The sequence below is a fragment of the Sphingobacterium corticibacter genome, from assembly GCF_003076635.1.
Classification (GTDB): Bacteria; Bacteroidota; Bacteroidia; order Sphingobacteriales; family Sphingobacteriaceae; genus Sphingobacterium; species Sphingobacterium corticibacter.
Genome location: NZ_QDKG01000003.1, coordinates 148331 through 165071, shown reverse-complemented (window position 1 = coordinate 165071; position 16741 = coordinate 148331). Strand labels below are relative to the sequence as shown.

Sequence of the window (16741 nt, the reverse complement as noted above, 5' to 3'; positions counted from 1 at the left end):
ACCTGCTCTAAAGTCTCTTATGAGTCTTCCTATATTACTAATTCTAGTCATATTATTATTACAACTTAACGCTTGTTCGTAGTTGAAGATCGCTAAGCAATACTTATCGTACGCAGTAGCAAGTGGAATAATGCAAGAACCAACAGTAAGTATCGCTAGGTATGGAAATAACTTTGATCGTTAAGGAAGAAATGCGACTGGATTAATTGTTTCTTACAATTCAAATCCAAAAAGACTTAGGTTTGCACTAAAGGACGCTTCAATGCCGACACAAAAAATCGCCGTTTGTACAGCGAACTGCATAAACGGCGACTCAAACAAACCTATTATATAACTATTTGATATATAGACTACCAGCCTGGGGCAAAGTTTAATCCGAAGTGACCAAACTGCGAACGACTACGTAATAATGGTACGGCGTAATAAGGTTCTAATATCATTGCGCCAAATAAATTAACACGCATTGAAATACCTACACTATACAAAGGTGCGCGCACCTGTGGATCGTACTCGTATATTGATTCGCCATTTGGATTATTGACCGAAATACGATCCGAATCATTCTTGCTCCATCGTACGGTATTGCCGCGACTCCATGCTAGTCCTGCATCAAAAAAGAGGTTGAGATCAGACCAGAGGATTCCCGATTTGAACATCGCTAAACCTTCCGGCCCGGTGAATGGCAGTCTAACCTCAAAATTAGCTACAGCCATACGCGAGCCCACCAAATCATTAAATGTGACGCGACCAGAAAGATCTTGAATACGCTCATAACCACGCATCAGAAAAGGATAACCGATGTACAATCCTTGAAAGCGATCTTCGCCCTCGCCGACACGCATATAAGAATAGACTCGTGCAGCTAAAGTAATCGGTTTGATACGTTCATAACGTCGATAATCGAAGTTGTACACTTGGAAATTGTATTCGCCAAAACTTTGTCCAACCGTCATCCGATAGCGGTAACCTTGCAAAGGTGCTGCAATTCCAAAGACGGTATTGTCGCCGATAAAACCAGCAGTAACCTGCGGCATGGCAAAAGATTCTAAATTTCCTAATCCTAATCGCATAGCATCGTCGGCACTCATACCACGGCGATCGTTAATACCCGTATTTCGACCGAAACGCCAATGCTCCGCTCTAAAACCATAACGAGCGTAGGCTGCCCCCACTTCAAAACGGTGATTGCGATTGAATGGATAGGCGACAAAGCCCTCAAGTTGTGTCTGAAATTGACGCATGAGGTATGTGTTTTCGACCAACTCGTTACCTGCACCTAAATCTTGTACATTAAACTCGGTGAACCCATAGCGAAAAGGTATGTGAGAAGCAGAGAATCCCCAATTCCAGCGGTTTTGTTGATTAATATAGGCGACTTGCCCACCAATATCATAGATTTCGCCATTCACATTAAGTGCGCCCATGATCTGATTATAGCCCAAAATATCGGAGAATGTCCCAAATACTCCACCGGCCATGCCTGCGCCATAGCGATTACCTACGGCTACGCCCATACCTGTATTAGCGAGGTAGTCCAATTTAAATTGCGGCCGATAAGGTGTTGGATTAACCTGCGTAGAAGAAATACGTTGATAGGCGTTAAAGTTTCTCAAATTATAGTTCACGATATCTACGCCACGGTCTTCATCTGGAAATAGCATGGCTGCTTTAAGATCTACCACTTGATGATCCACTGAAACTGGATTAAAATCTGCAGCATGAGCACGGTAAACGCTGTATTCATTATTTTTGAAGAAAGAATACACAATCTCATCTTGTGCCGAAATACTCATGGCGGGCGAATACTCTGTAATACCACTTATACCTGTAAAGTAATCCGTGAGTCGCTCTACTTGTGTAGATGCTAACGTAAGCCGATACATATTGCGAAAGCCATCGTTATTCGATAAGAAGTAGACTGCTGATCCATCTGCCGAGAAATGTGGATTGAGGTTGTTCGCTCCTGGGAAGATATCTAGATTTCTGAAAGTACTTTCCTGTAAGTCGTAGATCGCCAAATTCATCGGAATATCAACCGAGCGATTGTCGGATTGCAAAGCCACACGATCAGTACTGAATACGATGTACCTTCCATCACGCGAAAAACTAGGCTGCACATCGGAGTAATAATCATCCATCAATTGCACCAATTTCTTGCTAGAAAAGTGGTAGGTATAGATGTCACTTTGTCCATTTTTGAGCCCAGAGAAAGCGACCGTTTCCCCATCGGGAGACCAGGTGATATTGGCAAATTGTGCAATGCCCTCCATCTCTACCAAGCCCACCTGCTTTCTCTTCTCGACATCGATGATCATCAGCTTATTCTTACCTTGGTTGAATACGCTAAAAGCGAATCGTTTGCTATCTGGCGAGAAGGCACCCGCAGATTCGATAAAGCTAAAAGCATCAATATCCTTATTGGTCTGCCGACTACCCAGTTTTTTCAGTACTTGACCGGTATTTGCATCGGCTAGAAAAAGGTCGATACCAAATAGATCCAACTCCGATAGAAAAGCCACATATTTGCCATCTGGTGAAATAGCTGGCGATACATTCATTCGGCCGGCATTAGATCGTGTCAACAGTGGTGTACCGATTGGGCGCGTGGTGGTGTCTTTACCAAGCTTACGATACGTATCTTCCATGGAGTTCTTCCAAAGCGTAGAAATGGTTTGCGCATCGTAGCCAAACACGCGTTTCATCCCTGTCTCATAACCGTATTTGGCCGATTCAATAAACATGGGCATAATCACCGTATCGCCATACGTAGCGCCGATGAATGCCAGAAATGATTGTCCATATCGGTATGGGAAGTAACGGTGAGACTGTTGCGTCATCTGTTGTAAGGAAGGAAAATCCTTTCTCGCATATGCATCACGCATCCACATCGAGGTGAATGCATCTTTTTTACCGATTGAGAAATACTCGGCCATACCTTCTACCATCCAGAGTGGCAAATTTCCCACGTTTTCGAGTCGTGTACTATCATTACCTTCGATCAGCATCCGATACTGAAAAGCATGCACTAATTCGTGCCCCAACACATGACGCGTCTGATGATTGGATTGTGCGATAGGCATCACAACACGCTGCTTGAATGCTTCGGTGAATCCACCCGTACCTTCCCCAATTTCACCTTGTGTAGCCGTTGTCTGTTGAAAGTCGGGATGATTATTATAAAATATAATGGGATTTTTGCGCAGGAAAGTGTCTTGAAAAACTTGCTGATGCATCTCGTACCATACCTCTGATTCTTTGGCCAACCAATGCATCATCGAATCATTATTTAAGTAATAGTAAACGTTGAAGTGAGGTGTATCATACACCTTGAAATTCAGCTTCTTATAGCGCATCTTGTTCTGACCAAAATACTGACTCCATCCAACAGAAGGTGTAAGCAGACAAAATACAAATCCCAAAAGCACAGGGATAAAGGAACGATGGCGAATCATATCATTCATATATTTAATAATATAAGGATCGACCTGTGGCAACAGATCAAATAAAGTGCACTATGTACTACACAGCGAGCTCACGAGAAAACGCTATTATAACTCTGGCCCGATAATATCAGGAAAAGTGATTTCCTCAAAGTCTGGCATTTCCATATCAAATTCATCCAACTCTGTGCTAACTGAATCCGTTTGCACTCGAATCCGCGGACTAGGACACAAGTAAGATTTTTTAATATCCACACTGGCTTCAGGAAATTTACCAAAGGTCACACCCAATTCAGGATGTTTATACAATTGCTCCATAAATGAAGCATAAATCGGTAAGGCCGTTTTGGACCCTTCACCATTAGCCGAACTGGTGAAATGTATGCTTTGCTCATCACAACCAACCCACACGCCTGCTACCAAATCTTTGGTAACGCCCATATACCAGCCATCCACATAATCGGATGAAGTACCTGTTTTGCCACCGATCTCGTTGTCGTTTTGAAAAAGATCCCATTCCCATAATGCTTGTGAGGTGCCTCCTGGTTCTTCGATCGTACCGCGCAACATGTAACTCATTAGCCACGCATTTTCAGGCGAGATCACCTGTTTTTGTTCTGATTCAAATTCTGCAATTGTCCGACCATTAGAGTCTACTATTTTAGACACCAAAATAGGCTCAGTGCGCTTGCCTTTATTCATAAATGACGCATAAGCGCGAACCATCTCAAAAACAGATACATCATTGGAACCCAGACCCACCGAAGGCACAGAAGCCAGCGGACTCGTGATACCCAATTTGTGCGCCATCTTCACCACATTATCCCAACCGACGTCGTTCGTAATTTGTGCTGTTACGCTATTAAGCGAACGAGCCATAGCCCAACGAAGCGACATCTGCTGATGCGAAAAATTCCAATCGGCATTCTTCGGTTCCCAGACCTCGTTTTCATTCTTGTCATTGACAAACTCAATCCGTACAGGCTTATCTTCATACTTATCGCAAGGTGCCATTCCCGACTCCAATGCGGTCATGTACGCAAATGGCTTGAAAGTAGAACCGGCCTGACGCTTTGCCTGATTTACGTGGTCAAACTGGTAAAAACGATGGTTTATGCCACCGATCCATACCTTAACTTCGCCCGAATACGGATCCATAGCCATCATACCCATATTAAGCATGGTCAGATAATGCTGCAAAGAATCCATCGTAGATAGCTCGCGCTTTTCCATGCCGTTCCACGTAAAGACATTCATCTCTTTGGTTTGACGCAGGATATCGAACACTTGTTCTTCGTTGTTGCCGTGCTGCGCCATCAGCGTTTTATAGATAGGGAGATTTCGCGCTTGATCTTCCAAGAAGTTGGGCACTACTTCACCACTTTTATCACGCCAAGGCATCTTACCACGCCAAACATTATCAAACCGATTTTGCAGTTCACCCATCTTTTCAGCCATATTTTCTTCTGCGATGCGCTGCATACGCGAATCGATGGTGGTATAGATTTTAAGGCCGCTAGTGTAAATATCTATGTTATTCTCTTTAGACCATTTATCCAACCATTTCTCTACTGCACTGCGCAAATAAGAATCATTGGAACTGGACACCTCACTATAATTAAGATTTAATCCCAACGAATCTTGCACAAGTTGCTGATGCTCGGCTTCGCTTAAATAACCTTCCTTCAGCATCTGTCCGAGCACCACATTTCTACGATTGAAGGCGTTTTTCGGATTTCGTATTGGGTTGTATAAAGTAGTCGCTTTTAGCATTCCGACCAAAACGGCTGCTTCTTTTTCTACAATCTGCGACGGGAGTTTATTAAAATAACGAAGCGAAGCAGACTTGATACCGTAGGCATTATTACTAAATGACACCGTATTTAAATACATGGTAATAATCTCCTGCTTAGAATAGCGGCTTTCTAGTTTAAAAGCGGTCATCCATTCTTTGTACTTCGTAATCAGGATACCTATACCGGGAATTCGACCTAATAAGCCTTGTGACTCTTGATAACGCGTTTTATAAAGATTTTTGGATAATTGTTGGGTAATGGTACTACCACCGCGGTCGCTACCGCGCAATGTAGATACAATGCTGCCAAGTAAACCACGAAAATCTACTCCACTATGCTGATAGAAGCGTACGTCCTCGGTCGCGATTAAAGCATCTAAAATAGCTGGAGAAATACTATCGAATGCGACTGGGTCACGATCTTCCTGAAAATAGCGGCCAATCAAAACAGAATCGGCGGTATATAACTCCGAACTTACGTTTAATGTAGGTAAGACAATATCAGTCTTGGTTGGTGAATAACCAAACAAACCCAAGAAATTGAGCTGTATCGCACAGGTGACTAAAATAACGGTATACACAAGAATTAGTATCCATCGCAAAACCTGATTTTTTACTCTTTTAAACATGTGGTAAAAATGGGTAATTAGTTTGATAAACAGCGATCCAATATTAAAAAAATATCTGCTCTATTCCAGTAATTTAAGGCTTTTTAACTAATTGTCCCAGTCATCTTATCTGAAAGAGCGCGATATAGCAATAATTGTACCTAAAAAAGTATTTTCCACATGCAACTTAACTATTGTGGTATAAATTATCTATTTTTACTCCATCAAACGTATCCATCTAATGTTAAAGCAGACCTTACAACAAAAACTTTTACAAAAACTATCGCCCCAGCAGATTCAGTTTATTAAGCTATTGCAGGTGCCGACAGTTTCATTAGATGCGCGCATAAAGGAGGAGCTTGAGGAAAATCCCGCCCTGGAAGACGGCAGTCTTACCAATATGAGCGAGCCAGCAGAAGAATATCCAGATCGCGATCCTGATGATACTTTTGAAATGGAAGAGCGCGCTACGGACGACGAATTCAGCGTAGAAGAATACATACAAGAAGACGATTTTAATGACTACAGCTCATCTTATTCAGGAGATGATGAGGATGACCGCAAAGAAATTCCAGTGGCCATACAGGATTCTTTTTACGAAAACCTTCGTAACCAATTGGATCTTTTGGCTTTAAGTGATAAATTATATCAGATTGGATTACAAATCATTGGCAGTCTTGATGATGATGGATACTTAAGAAGACCAATCCATTCTCTAATTGATGATTTGGCTTTTTCGCAGAATGTAATTGCCGAAGAAGAAGATGTGTTAGAGATCTTGCAAGTAGTGCAAGAGTTTGATCCTGCTGGTGTAGGTGCGAGAGATTTGCAAGAATGTTTGCTAATCCAACTTCGAAAAAAAGATACGACCAACCCAATCATTCAAAAGGCGGTGATCGTGATTGAAAAGTACCTGGAAGAATTCATTAAGAAGCATTACGATAAAATTGAGAAGCAGTTGGGCGTGGATTCGGTAGAGCTTCGGGAAATCTTTGGGGAGATTTTAAAATTGAATCCGAAGCCAGGTGATTCGGGCGCTGTAGCGGGCAAACAATTGCATGTGATTCCTGATTTTCATATTTCTAACAATGATGGAGTGCTTCACTTGACATTAAATGGCAGAAATGCACCCGAATTGCGCGTATCTAGATCTTACCAAGAAATGTTTGCGCATTACGAAAAGGCAGAAAAGAACGACAAGAAGATGAAGGATGCAGTTCAGTTTGTAAAACAAAAGCTGGACTCTGCCAAATGGTTTATTGATGCGATCAAACAGCGACAACAAACACTGTTAAAGACCATGAATGCGATCATGGAGTATCAATATGATTATTTCTTGAAAGGTGATGATCGCTTGCTCAAACCTATGATCTTAAAAGATATTGCTGAGCGTATAGAGATGGATATTTCGACTGTATCGCGCGTGGCTAACTCCAAATATGTTCAGACTGAATTTGGCACATTTTTACTAAAGTCCTTTTTCTCAGAGGCGATACAGACCGATTCTGGTGAAGAAGTTTCCAATAAAGAAGTGAAGAAAATCTTGGAAGAATGTATTGCTAACGAAGATAAGCGCAAACCATTAGCAGACGAGAAGCTAACAGATATTCTGAAAGAAAAAGGATATTCTATTGCACGTCGCACAGTGGCCAAATACCGTGAAGCAATGAACATCCCTGTTGCGCGTTTGCGTAAAGAACTATAATGCTCATAAGTATTGGATGTTAGCCAAGCGCTACATCCAATACCATCATCACGACAAATCCAAGCACAAATCCTAATATCGGCACATCGGAATGCCCTTCTGCTTGAGTTTCTGGCACCACTTCTTCGATCACTACAAAAATCATGGCACCTGCAGCGAAAGCAAGTGCATAAGGAAGCACCGGCACAAAAAAACCGACAGCCAACACACCCAATACCGCAAAGATCGGCTCTACAATTGCGGATAATTGCCCGTAGGTAAAGCTTTTCCAACGGCTCAACCCCATTCTTCGTAGCGGCATGGCAACTGCCACCCCTTCTGGAAAGTTCTGCAAACCAATACCAATTGTCAATAGTACCGCTCCCGTAATTGTAGCGTCACCCAATCCGTAAGCCACACCACCAAACAGTACGCCTACGGCTAATCCTTCTGGAATATTGTGTAGTGCAATGGCAATTACTAATAAAGTCGTACGATGCAACGACGATTTGGGTCCTTCAGATTTAGCAAAATTGATATGCAAATGCGGCATCAACTTGTCGAGACCAAAAATAAATAAGGCTCCTGCCACAAAACCAATCGCCGAAGGCATCACTTTTTTGAACCCCTCGCCTGCACTCATCTCAATAGCCGGCTGCAGCAGGCTCCAGAAACTTGCCGCAATCATCACGCCGCCGGTAAAGCCAAGCATCATGTTTAAAAACTTGCGATTGATATCTTTGAAGAAGAAAACCAACGCAGCTCCGAGCGCAGTAACGCCCCAGGTAAATAAACCAGCAAATAAAGCCGCCATCAGCGGATCTAGCGCGGCGAAATAAGAAACTATATCATCCATTTTGTTATCGGGGTGCCAATTCTGAAATCTGTACGATTACAAAGAAAACAAAAAAAGTGAGTCACCTCACTTTATCGCATAAAAAAAGATTATGCTAGTACATCTACGTACGATGCATTTTTATCAAACTCCGCCTTTGCAAAAGGACATAAGGGTACCACTTTCCAATTTTCTGTTCGCGCGATAGTTACTAATTCACTTACTAATGCTTTCGCTATCCCCTTACCACGCGCAAAAGATTCAACACCGGTGTGATCTATAACAATTTGATTATCACCCTGAGATACGTAAGTTATCTCACCATATTGTACATCATCTTCTAAGGCCAAAACAATTCCGTTTTTACCTTTATTTATATGTTTAAATTCCATAATTATTTTTCCAAATAGTCTGCTAATGAACGCTTCAATATGTTATTCCAACCCGAATCAAAACTATCTACGGTAAACGCATCTCCGCCATCTTTATGATTAAGCAGGTGTTCGTGTACCAATCGCACAGAGGTAATAGGTCCGCGTGGGATCAGTTCCCAAGTCACGACGGACTCGCCAATCTGCAAATCCGGATAGCTCCAAGTGTATTGCAAACGCTTTTTGTCTTTTGCATCTAAAATTTTACAACGATGCAAATACATGTTTTTATGCCCTAATTTGTTAAACTCAAATTCAGTGCCTTGCTCCGCTAAGAAGTTGGGCACATCATAACACCACTCCCGAATTTGATCCGGTTCGGTTAATGCCTGCCATACACGTTCTACTGGCGCATTGTAGGTAACTTCGAGGTGAATAGTGTCTAGATGCATCTGTTCAAAATTTCTTATTAAAATACAAATTTTATTCGAGATTTACAATCATTGTATATTTTTGTGCAAGGCCACATACATACATTAAACACATAAGCTCTCAACAAGTTTTAGCTACGCGTATGTCCATATAAACGATAATTTGATATCTTTATAACATGACAGCATCCAATAATTCTCCACTGCACGTTTACGGCATCAAAAATTGCAGCACTGTAAAAAAAGCACTGGATTGGCTCACACAGCATGACAAACCTTTTGTATTTCACGATTTCAAAAAAGAACAAGCCACGGTTACTCAGTTGGCCGCGTGGGAAAAACACGTTTCTTACGAAACATTATTGAATAAAAAAGGTACGACTTGGCGAAAGCTCGAGCCCGAGGTGCAGCAGCAAATCGTGGATGCGCCGTCGGCGAATGAAGTACTTGCCGCGCACAATAGCATGATTAAGCGTCCGGTCATCGAACATGCATCGGGCTTGATCGTTGGATTTGACGAAAAAACTTACGAAACAACCTTATAGAAAACCGCATACGAATGAATAAACTATTATCCTGTGTAGCGATGGCTGGGATGGCCATTAGCACTTTAACGCTACAAGCACAGCAGACTACAGAGTCACTATACAATTATACAGAAGCTTTCCATCCAATATTCTATAACAATAATGGCTCTGCATATCGCTCTGCGAGTGGTCGTCCGGGGCACAGTTATTGGCAGAATGCCGCAAGCTATGATTTGAAGGTTCGTCTTGATGATCAAGCAAACAGAATCTCAGGTCAGGTGACCATTACCTATACCAATAATAGTCCGGATGCTTTGGACTTTATCTGGCTGCAGTTGGATCAAAATCTTTTTGAGCCAAATTCAATCGGACAGGCAGTCATACCGCTATCCAATAGTCGATACGGCAGCGCTGGCAACGACTTCAAAGGTGGCTATGAGATTGCTTCTGTTGGTGTGACCGGGCAAAACGACACTAGATATACGATCAACGATACGCGTATGCGTGTTGATTTTGCTAAGCCATTGGCCGCAAACGGTGGAAAGACCACTTTGACTATTGACTATGCGTACAACATCCCGATGTACGGCGCAGATCGTACCGGAATATTAGAAACCAAACAGGGTAATATCTACGCGATCGCGCAATGGTATCCACGCGTGTATGTCTATGACGATGTGCAAGGTTGGAATACACTTCCTTACACAGGGCCAGGCGAGTTTTATTGTGAATACGGAGATTTCAATCTAGAGATCACCGCTCCTGCTGATCACATTGTAGTGATGGGTGGTGAATTGTTGAACCCACAAGACGTATGGACGAGTGACCAACTGACACGGTACAAAGACGCGCAAAAGAGTGATAAAACGGTGATGATTCGCAGCGCTGCTGAGGTAGCCAATAAACAATCTCGCCCAAGTGGTAAGAAAGAACTCACTTGGAAATACCGATTGGAAAATGCACGTGATGTTGCGTGGGCATCTTCCAAATCATTCATCATTGATGCAGCGAAGATCAACCTTCCGAGCGGCAAAACATCATTAGCCATGTCTGCTTATCCAGCAGAGAGTAACGGCGGCAATGCTTGGGAGCGCTCTACAGAATACACCAAAGCATCGATCGAATATTATTCTAAGAAATGGTTCGAATATCCCTACCCTGCGGCCGTGAATGTTGCTTCGAATGTAGGTGGTATGGAGTATCCGGGTATTTCATTCTGTTCTAGCCAAGCGAAAGCGGGTAGCTTGTGGGGTGTGACGGATCATGAGTTTGGGCACAATTGGTTTCCGATGATCGTAGGTAGCAACGAACGCCTACATGCATGGATGGATGAAGGATTTAACACCTTCATTAACGATCTTTCTACAGCGGCATTCAACAATGGCGAGTATGAGCGCCGGATGGGCGATCGCAATAGCATGACGGCGGCTTTTGCCGTACCGGGATTGGAGCCTATTATGAGCTCACCTCAAAATATGCGTGAGCGCAACTTAGGAATTCTGGCATATTACAAACCTGGTTTTGGTTTACGCTTATTACGTGATGAGATTATTGGTGCAAAACGCTTTGATGCCGCCTTCCGCGCCTATGTACATGCTTGGGCTTTCAAACATCCAACACCAGAAGATTTCTTCCGCACGATCGAAAATGAAACAGGTGAAAATCTTGCTTGGTTTTGGCGTGGATGGTTTCAGCACAACTGGCTGTTGGATCAAGCAATCGATGAAGTACGCTATGTAGAAATGTCGCCCGAAAAAGGTGCCATTATCAAGATTAGCAACTTGCAAAAACTGGCTCTTCCGGTGGTGATAGAAGCGACAACCGAGAGCGGAAAAAAAATACGTAAAAAATTGCCTGTGGATATCTGGGAACGAAACAAAAGCTGGTCATTTGCGTTAGAAACTACAGAGAGATTGACGTCAGTCACTATCGATCCGGATCACGTGTATCCAGATGTTAATCAAGAAAACAATACTTGGAGAGCCAACTAAAAATGAAAAGAACGTATTTATCAATTACCATTATGGCAATTGTGTTCCTGACCTCTGGGCTAAGCGCCTTTGGTCAGGAACTAAAAGGCGTAGTGTATGACCTCGAAAGCAGTAATAAGCTGCGCGGTATACTAGTTAAAAACCTAAGTACAAATAAGCAAACGGAGACCGATAGCGAAGGTAATTTTAAAATCGAAGCAAAAGCTAATGATTATCTCCGGCTTTCGGGCGGTGGCTACGAAGCGGATACCATCTTCATCTATGAACAAGGATTGCGCCGTGTATATCTGGTAAGAGATCAGGAAACACTAGTGATCAATGAAGTATACGTAACCCGTTTATCCGACAGTCGGCTAGCATCCGAAATTGCGCGCGCCAAGAATGATGGTAAAGCTGCAGAAGCAAGCCAGCAGCGCGGCGGACTTCGGGTCTCTCCTTCCCGCTTATTTGGAAGACGCGGCAAGCAAGCACGCAGCAATTTGGATATCCTGATTACAGAACGCGACAATCGCACGGTAGATCGCGTGTTTACCAATCAGCTGATTCGATCCATGACGCCACTTACAGATGATGAGATTCCGCTATTTCGCGATGGCTATCGACCAAGTTTGTCATTTATTCAAAGCGCCAGTCCGGAAGACTTAAGAATCTATATCAGTGAATCTTATACACAATATCGTAAAGAAAACCCCAAGTAAATAATAGCGCATCGGGAGAAAATTGAAAAAGATATTTGCAATTGTCTTATAAAAACGTACCTTTGCATCACTTCAAACAACGAAGGTTACTTCGAAAATAAGAAGTTCGATTCCGTAGCTCAGCTGGTAGAGCATTACACTTTTAATGTAGTGGTCCTGGGTTCGAATCCCAGCGGGATCACGAAAAGCCTCAACGAAAGTTGAGGCTTTCGTCGTTTATAGCTGGGATGAGAACCCAAGGGTTCGATTCAGAGAAGGCTCAGGATTAGTGTGCGGGAATTGTGGGACTGAGCCACTCCCAGCGTGATCACGAAAAGCCTCAACGAAAGAGTTGCTTTCTTTGTTTCCGCCCGATTCATGAGTTTAGCAACTACCTCCTCATCATCTGGTTACAGCTCTGCCGTTCCAGTCGGTCATTTCGCAGGTTCCAACAATCTGTGTATTATACTGCTCAATGTCTTTAGACCATCCAAGCAGCGTCAGCAGTGCGGCAACGAGTAGAGGTAAGTATTAAAGTAGTTTCATAATCAAACATCATCGAACAAAATATTGCAACTGTCTACTTACCATTGTCAGCCGGTACAGTATATGAACTAGGAACCCATGTTGCATGAACTCCCACAGCGAAGGTAGCTTGGATATTTATTCCTATAGTTTTTTCCTTGTTAATGTAGGTCATTCGTTCCGCTGTGTTTTCTATTAACTCGTATCTCTCTCCAAAAAAGACGCTGAGTTCATCTCGGAGATTTTCCTTTGGAGTAAATACTATGACGCTATTATCTACAACTCCATTTCTCAAATTATAATAGACCCTATACTCGCGTTCTCCCTGCCCCATAAACCGTACTTGTGAAGCATCCTCGCTGATAAATTCTCTAGTTTCCTCATTTCTTATGGTCTCACTATATACACCGTACTTTAGTACAGGTTCAATGATGTCGGTAATGTAGGGCTCAACTCTGACGATGGCTGTAAATGTGCGACTTCCCGACTTAGCTGTAACTTCCGTCTCCCCAATATGCTTTGCAGAAAAATTACCATTCTGTCCTATAGTCCCGACAAACTCATCACTTGAAGACCACTCTACATTAGAAGCGCCTTGCAGGTTAAAAACAAATCCCTCATCGTAGTGCAAGAGAACTTCGGATTGATTGAGTTCGAAAGAATCATCTTTGGAACAGCCTAGGAACAGTAACAGTAATGAAATAAGTGTAGCGAATTTGACAGCGTAATTCATAATTAGATATTTTCAGCAAATATAGGAAATTAATTCACTCGGCACTTACGGTTTACCATTCCATGCTTACTTCCTTGATAACTGTTGAACCAGGGAAAAGGTCTTTCGTGTAGTATGCATATTCATTACTTATGAAAACGCGATATAAACCATCTTTACTCTCGAAATATTCTCTACCATTCTCAACCTTTCCTAGATAATTATATCGTTCTTTATAAAAGGTCATCGCACTTTGAATGACACTGTGCTCAAATTTAAGATTTATATGGGCGCCGGTCATTACTCCTTGGTAGGTGATGTAACCTACGGTGTTTTCAAGATCCCCTTGGCCGTAGTAAACAAGAAAAGTATTGTTTTCAGAGAATATTTCGCGCTTTTCATACTCTTTTATACTCTGGACACTACCTCCAAAATTGACGTATGGCTCTACCATACTGGTAACATATGGCTCGACAACGACACGCGCAATAAGGGTTTTTCCGTCTACTTCCGCTGTGATCGTGGCTTCTCCGATGTGTTGCGCGGTGAACTTGCCAGACTCATCAACCGTCCCCACAAACTCATCACTACTGAACCACGTTACATCAGAAAAATTTGGGACTCTAAACTGGACATCTTCATCATATTTAATTACCGCTTCACTCCTGCTTAATGCTGGGACAGGCTGCGGATCGTCTTTGGAGCAGGCGACAATGGAAATGCAAAGGAATAGGTACGTGCTTATTTTTAGAAAATTAGTCATGGCATCATAATTTTCTATAAATATAGGAAAATATTTAGGACAGACTGATTACCTCACTTTCCAGACTACTCCACCTACAGTAATTTCAGTAAATTACTGATAGGTATAATCATAAGTTATATACATCCAATCGCTATAGACAGCATTGCTTATTGTCCTTATTTTTTGAGAAAGGAGTTGATCTTTGTCATTATATTGTGATACTACTTCATAATCAAAGTCCAAGCCGATTCCATCTCTAAAAGTTTTTTTACTAACCCGACCCTTGTTATCATATTCATAGGCAGCGGTATAATAAACCATTCTAGCACCTGTCTCTAAGCTATGGTAACTTTTCTTAGTTAAACTACCACGATCGTCATAAGTATACGTGTGGGTAACCCATGGTTTCTTATCACTTCTAAAATAATCGATAGTGACAGGTAGCGATTTGGCATCGTATTTATAAATAGCAAACCAATTATCAGTATGTATCTCAGATATCTTACCTTCTTTATATGTGAAAGTATGTGTATCCATCAAGCGGGAATTAATCCAATCTTCTTCTGAAGAGATCGATTTATCCATATTATAATAGTATTTCTTAGTAAACTTGGAAGCTCCTTGCTCGATGTTACAGTGATTGACAGTTCCGTCAGTGTCGTACGTGAAAACTTTAGTGATGGGATAGCCTGAGCTATTGTCGTAACTGTAAGTCTCATAAGTCTTACTACTCAACAATTTACCAGAATTATCATACTTCCAATATTCCCATTCTTTCTTACTTGTACTAATGCTGCCATTTGTGTAGCTCTGATACCATGACTTTACTTCGATCAATTTACCGGGATTGTTTTCTTCTACGATAACAGGATCTTTTGAAATGGCAGAATCCTTGGAACAACCGCCTACTGCAATGATCAGTATTGCCATTGATAGTACACATTTCAGTGCTTTCATAATTTCATAATTTCAGCAAATATAGAAAAATAGGTGACACTAGCCATTACGGTTTACCATGGTATCTTAACTTCCTCTGTTATTGTAGAACCAGAGAAAGGATCCTTTGTGAAGTGAGTGTGTTGGCTACTTAAAAACTGTAAATCTATTGATGGATAAGATGTAAGTGTCTCCAAAACAGGTAAGCCCCCCCCCACGCATTGTTTTATATCTTAAACATTTTGATGGCTACTATTTTAAGTAGATTTATGTAGGGTTCTTGGGGTTATAGTGTAAACATCTCCGTATTCAACGCGACATAAATTTTACATTCAACCTGTAATTTCTCCTCATCGGTCAAATTGGTTCTATCTAAAAATAGCTTTTTTATAGCCCTTTGAGATCTCGCCGGTTTATGCCCAAATCGTTGTTTAATCGCTTCACCTTTCTTAAATATGATTAGCCTAAAGTCTCTTTTCAGTTGTTCACCAATTTGTATCCACAGATAATTATCAGTTTCTCCTATAGAAGACCCGAAAATGCATATAATTTGTGCAGAATTGATGTAATTAACACATTTTCTATCTACCTGATGCTGTTGAGCCTGATTCCCGACAGATTTTATTAGTGCCTCTAAAATTTCTCGATTCGTTCGAAAGTCAATCTTCCCAAGTTGTGTTTCGTCATTGACGCCAAGAATAACCCTATCGTCAGTGTATCCATGAATGTGTTGAATATCACCAAACTTCACTTTGCCATGCGTATGTGAACCAATGAAAGTGTTAGAATATTTATCATTTAGAATTCTCTCCATTGTTCGGGTATAGTTAAGTGTGATAACATCAACTTTCCAAGTTGTAGCTCCGAACCGCTGTTTAAAATTAATCAGCTCTTCCTTAAAACCAAGGGCTAATGATGATTCTGGTGTATATAAATCGTTTAATAATTTACTTGTATCTGCATTTTTATGCTCGAATTTAAGCTCTTCAGCTTCCAAATAATCGCATAGTTTGTCAACAATATCTTCATAAACTCTATCAAATTCATCGATATCATTTAAATTCTTTGTAAACATTCCAAATGCTAGCTCCAAATCCGACCAATTTTCAAGGTCTAACTTTATATTTTCCTTTAATTTATTGACGAGGACATCATCCGATTGTTGTTTTTCATAATAATTGTAGAAATCTGAGTATCGCGTTTTTAAGCCCAAGTTTATATCAAATCCATTTCCAATTATGTATAATATATTCATTTATTATTTAAGCGTTGATTATGTGATTAACAAATATAAAATTTATTAAATGCTCACCGCCTGCGAACTGAGAATATGTGTGATAATCAGCAATTGCATCGCAACGGGATTCGAACTAAGTATTTACAAAAGCAACTGTAATAATATTTGTATCGAATATTATGACAGTTGAGAAGCAGTTTCCAGAACTAATGGTGAGCTGAAAAGTG

At 41.4% G+C, this 16741-nt stretch carries 13 protein-coding genes and 1 tRNA gene; 5 read left to right on the top strand and 9 right to left on the bottom strand.

Going from position 1 to position 16741, the window contains the following annotated elements:
- Positions 1-350: 350 nt before the first annotated feature.
- Together DC487_RS09520 and DC487_RS09515 are read right to left on the bottom strand one after the other, a co-directional pair.
- Positions 351-3461 (bottom strand): basic secretory protein-like protein, encoded by a 3111-nt coding sequence (locus DC487_RS09520; protein ID WP_116776046.1) that lies wholly within the window; start codon positions 3459-3461, stop codon positions 351-353.
- A gap of 87 nt (positions 3462-3548) precedes the next feature.
- Entirely contained in the window at positions 3549-5864 is a 2316-nt protein-coding gene (locus DC487_RS09515) for a transglycosylase domain-containing protein (RefSeq protein ID WP_116775745.1), read from the bottom strand.
- A 220-nt stretch (positions 5865-6084) separates the two neighbouring features.
- Here DC487_RS09515 and rpoN point away from each other — a divergent pair, with 220 nt between their 5' ends.
- Positions 6085-7548 (top strand): RNA polymerase factor sigma-54, encoded by a 1464-nt coding sequence (rpoN, locus tag DC487_RS09510; RefSeq protein WP_116775744.1) that lies wholly within the window; start codon positions 6085-6087, stop codon positions 7546-7548.
- A 19-nt stretch (positions 7549-7567) separates the two neighbouring features.
- Here the strand turns inward: rpoN and DC487_RS09505 are convergent, their stop codons facing one another.
- The 3 genes from DC487_RS09505 to DC487_RS09495 all read right to left on the bottom strand — a co-directional run bounded on the left by DC487_RS09505 (position 7568) and on the right by DC487_RS09495 (position 9185).
- Entirely contained in the window at positions 7568-8383 is an 816-nt protein-coding gene (locus tag DC487_RS09505; protein ID WP_116775743.1) for a ZIP family metal transporter, read from the bottom strand.
- Positions 8384-8472: 89 nt separating this feature from the next.
- The gene (locus DC487_RS09500; protein WP_116775742.1) at positions 8473-8754 is read right to left on the bottom strand and encodes a GNAT family N-acetyltransferase; all 282 of its coding nucleotides are present in this window, start codon (positions 8752-8754) and stop codon (positions 8473-8475) included.
- Positions 8755-8756: 2 nt separating this feature from the next.
- The gene (locus tag DC487_RS09495) at positions 8757-9185 is read right to left on the bottom strand and encodes an SRPBCC family protein (RefSeq protein ID WP_116775741.1); all 429 of its coding nucleotides are present in this window, start codon (positions 9183-9185) and stop codon (positions 8757-8759) included.
- A 158-nt stretch (positions 9186-9343) separates the two neighbouring features.
- Between DC487_RS09495 and DC487_RS09490 the strand changes: the two genes are divergently transcribed.
- The 4 genes from DC487_RS09490 (at position 9344) to DC487_RS09475 (ending at position 12561) form a co-directional block, all read left to right on the top strand.
- Positions 9344-9709 (top strand): Spx/MgsR family RNA polymerase-binding regulatory protein, encoded by a 366-nt coding sequence (locus DC487_RS09490; protein WP_116775740.1) that lies wholly within the window; start codon positions 9344-9346, stop codon positions 9707-9709.
- A 14-nt stretch (positions 9710-9723) separates the two neighbouring features.
- Positions 9724-11682, top strand: coding sequence for a M1 family metallopeptidase (locus DC487_RS09485; RefSeq protein ID WP_116775739.1), 1959 nt, complete (start codon positions 9724-9726; stop codon positions 11680-11682).
- A 2-nt stretch (positions 11683-11684) separates the two neighbouring features.
- Complete coding sequence (locus DC487_RS09480) at positions 11685-12380, top strand: carboxypeptidase-like regulatory domain-containing protein (RefSeq protein ID WP_116775738.1); 696 nt, start codon at positions 11685-11687, stop codon at positions 12378-12380.
- Between the two features lie 108 nt (positions 12381-12488).
- A tRNA-Lys gene (locus tag DC487_RS09475) sits at positions 12489-12561 on the top strand.
- A 378-nt stretch (positions 12562-12939) separates the two neighbouring features.
- Here DC487_RS09475 and DC487_RS09470 read toward each other — a convergent pair.
- From DC487_RS09470 to DC487_RS09455, 4 genes are all read right to left on the bottom strand, one after another.
- Positions 12940-13617, bottom strand: coding sequence for an Ig-like domain-containing protein (locus DC487_RS09470; protein ID WP_116775737.1), 678 nt, complete (start codon positions 13615-13617; stop codon positions 12940-12942).
- A gap of 52 nt (positions 13618-13669) precedes the next feature.
- Positions 13670-14359: an Ig-like domain-containing protein gene (locus DC487_RS09465; protein ID WP_116775736.1), complete on the bottom strand. Its 690-nt coding sequence runs from the start codon at positions 14357-14359 to the stop codon at positions 13670-13672.
- A 93-nt stretch (positions 14360-14452) separates the two neighbouring features.
- Positions 14453-15298 carry a hypothetical protein gene (locus tag DC487_RS09460; RefSeq protein ID WP_116775735.1) on the bottom strand — a complete coding sequence of 282 codons (846 nt, stop codon included), beginning with the start codon at positions 15296-15298 and terminating at the stop codon, positions 14453-14455.
- Between the two features lie 265 nt (positions 15299-15563).
- The gene (locus DC487_RS09455; RefSeq protein ID WP_116775734.1) at positions 15564-16532 is read right to left on the bottom strand and encodes an AbiH family protein; all 969 of its coding nucleotides are present in this window, start codon (positions 16530-16532) and stop codon (positions 15564-15566) included.
- Positions 16533-16741: the final 209 nt, after the last annotated feature.

Coding starts and splice junctions, on each gene's coding strand:
- DC487_RS09520 (WP_116776046.1), bottom strand. CDS start 3,461: ATGAATGATATGATTCGCCATCGTTCCTTTATCCCTGTGCTTTTGGGA.
- DC487_RS09515 (WP_116775745.1), bottom strand. CDS start 5,864: ATGTTTAAAAGAGTAAAAAATCAGGTTTTGCGATGGATACTAATTCTT.
- rpoN (WP_116775744.1), top strand. CDS start 6,085: ATGTTAAAGCAGACCTTACAACAAAAACTTTTACAAAAACTATCGCCC.
- DC487_RS09505 (WP_116775743.1), bottom strand. CDS start 8,383: ATGGATGATATAGTTTCTTATTTCGCCGCGCTAGATCCGCTGATGGCG.
- DC487_RS09500 (WP_116775742.1), bottom strand. CDS start 8,754: ATGGAATTTAAACATATAAATAAAGGTAAAAACGGAATTGTTTTGGCC.
- DC487_RS09495 (WP_116775741.1), bottom strand. CDS start 9,185: ATGCATCTAGACACTATTCACCTCGAAGTTACCTACAATGCGCCAGTA.
- DC487_RS09490 (WP_116775740.1), top strand. CDS start 9,344: ATGACAGCATCCAATAATTCTCCACTGCACGTTTACGGCATCAAAAAT.
- DC487_RS09485 (WP_116775739.1), top strand. CDS start 9,724: ATGAATAAACTATTATCCTGTGTAGCGATGGCTGGGATGGCCATTAGC.
- DC487_RS09480 (WP_116775738.1), top strand. CDS start 11,685: ATGAAAAGAACGTATTTATCAATTACCATTATGGCAATTGTGTTCCTG.
- DC487_RS09470 (WP_116775737.1), bottom strand. CDS start 13,617: ATGAATTACGCTGTCAAATTCGCTACACTTATTTCATTACTGTTACTG.
- DC487_RS09465 (WP_116775736.1), bottom strand. CDS start 14,359: ATGACTAATTTTCTAAAAATAAGCACGTACCTATTCCTTTGCATTTCC.
- DC487_RS09460 (WP_116775735.1), bottom strand. CDS start 15,298: ATGAAAGCACTGAAATGTGTACTATCAATGGCAATACTGATCATTGCA.
- DC487_RS09455 (WP_116775734.1), bottom strand. CDS start 16,532: ATGAATATATTATACATAATTGGAAATGGATTTGATATAAACTTGGGC.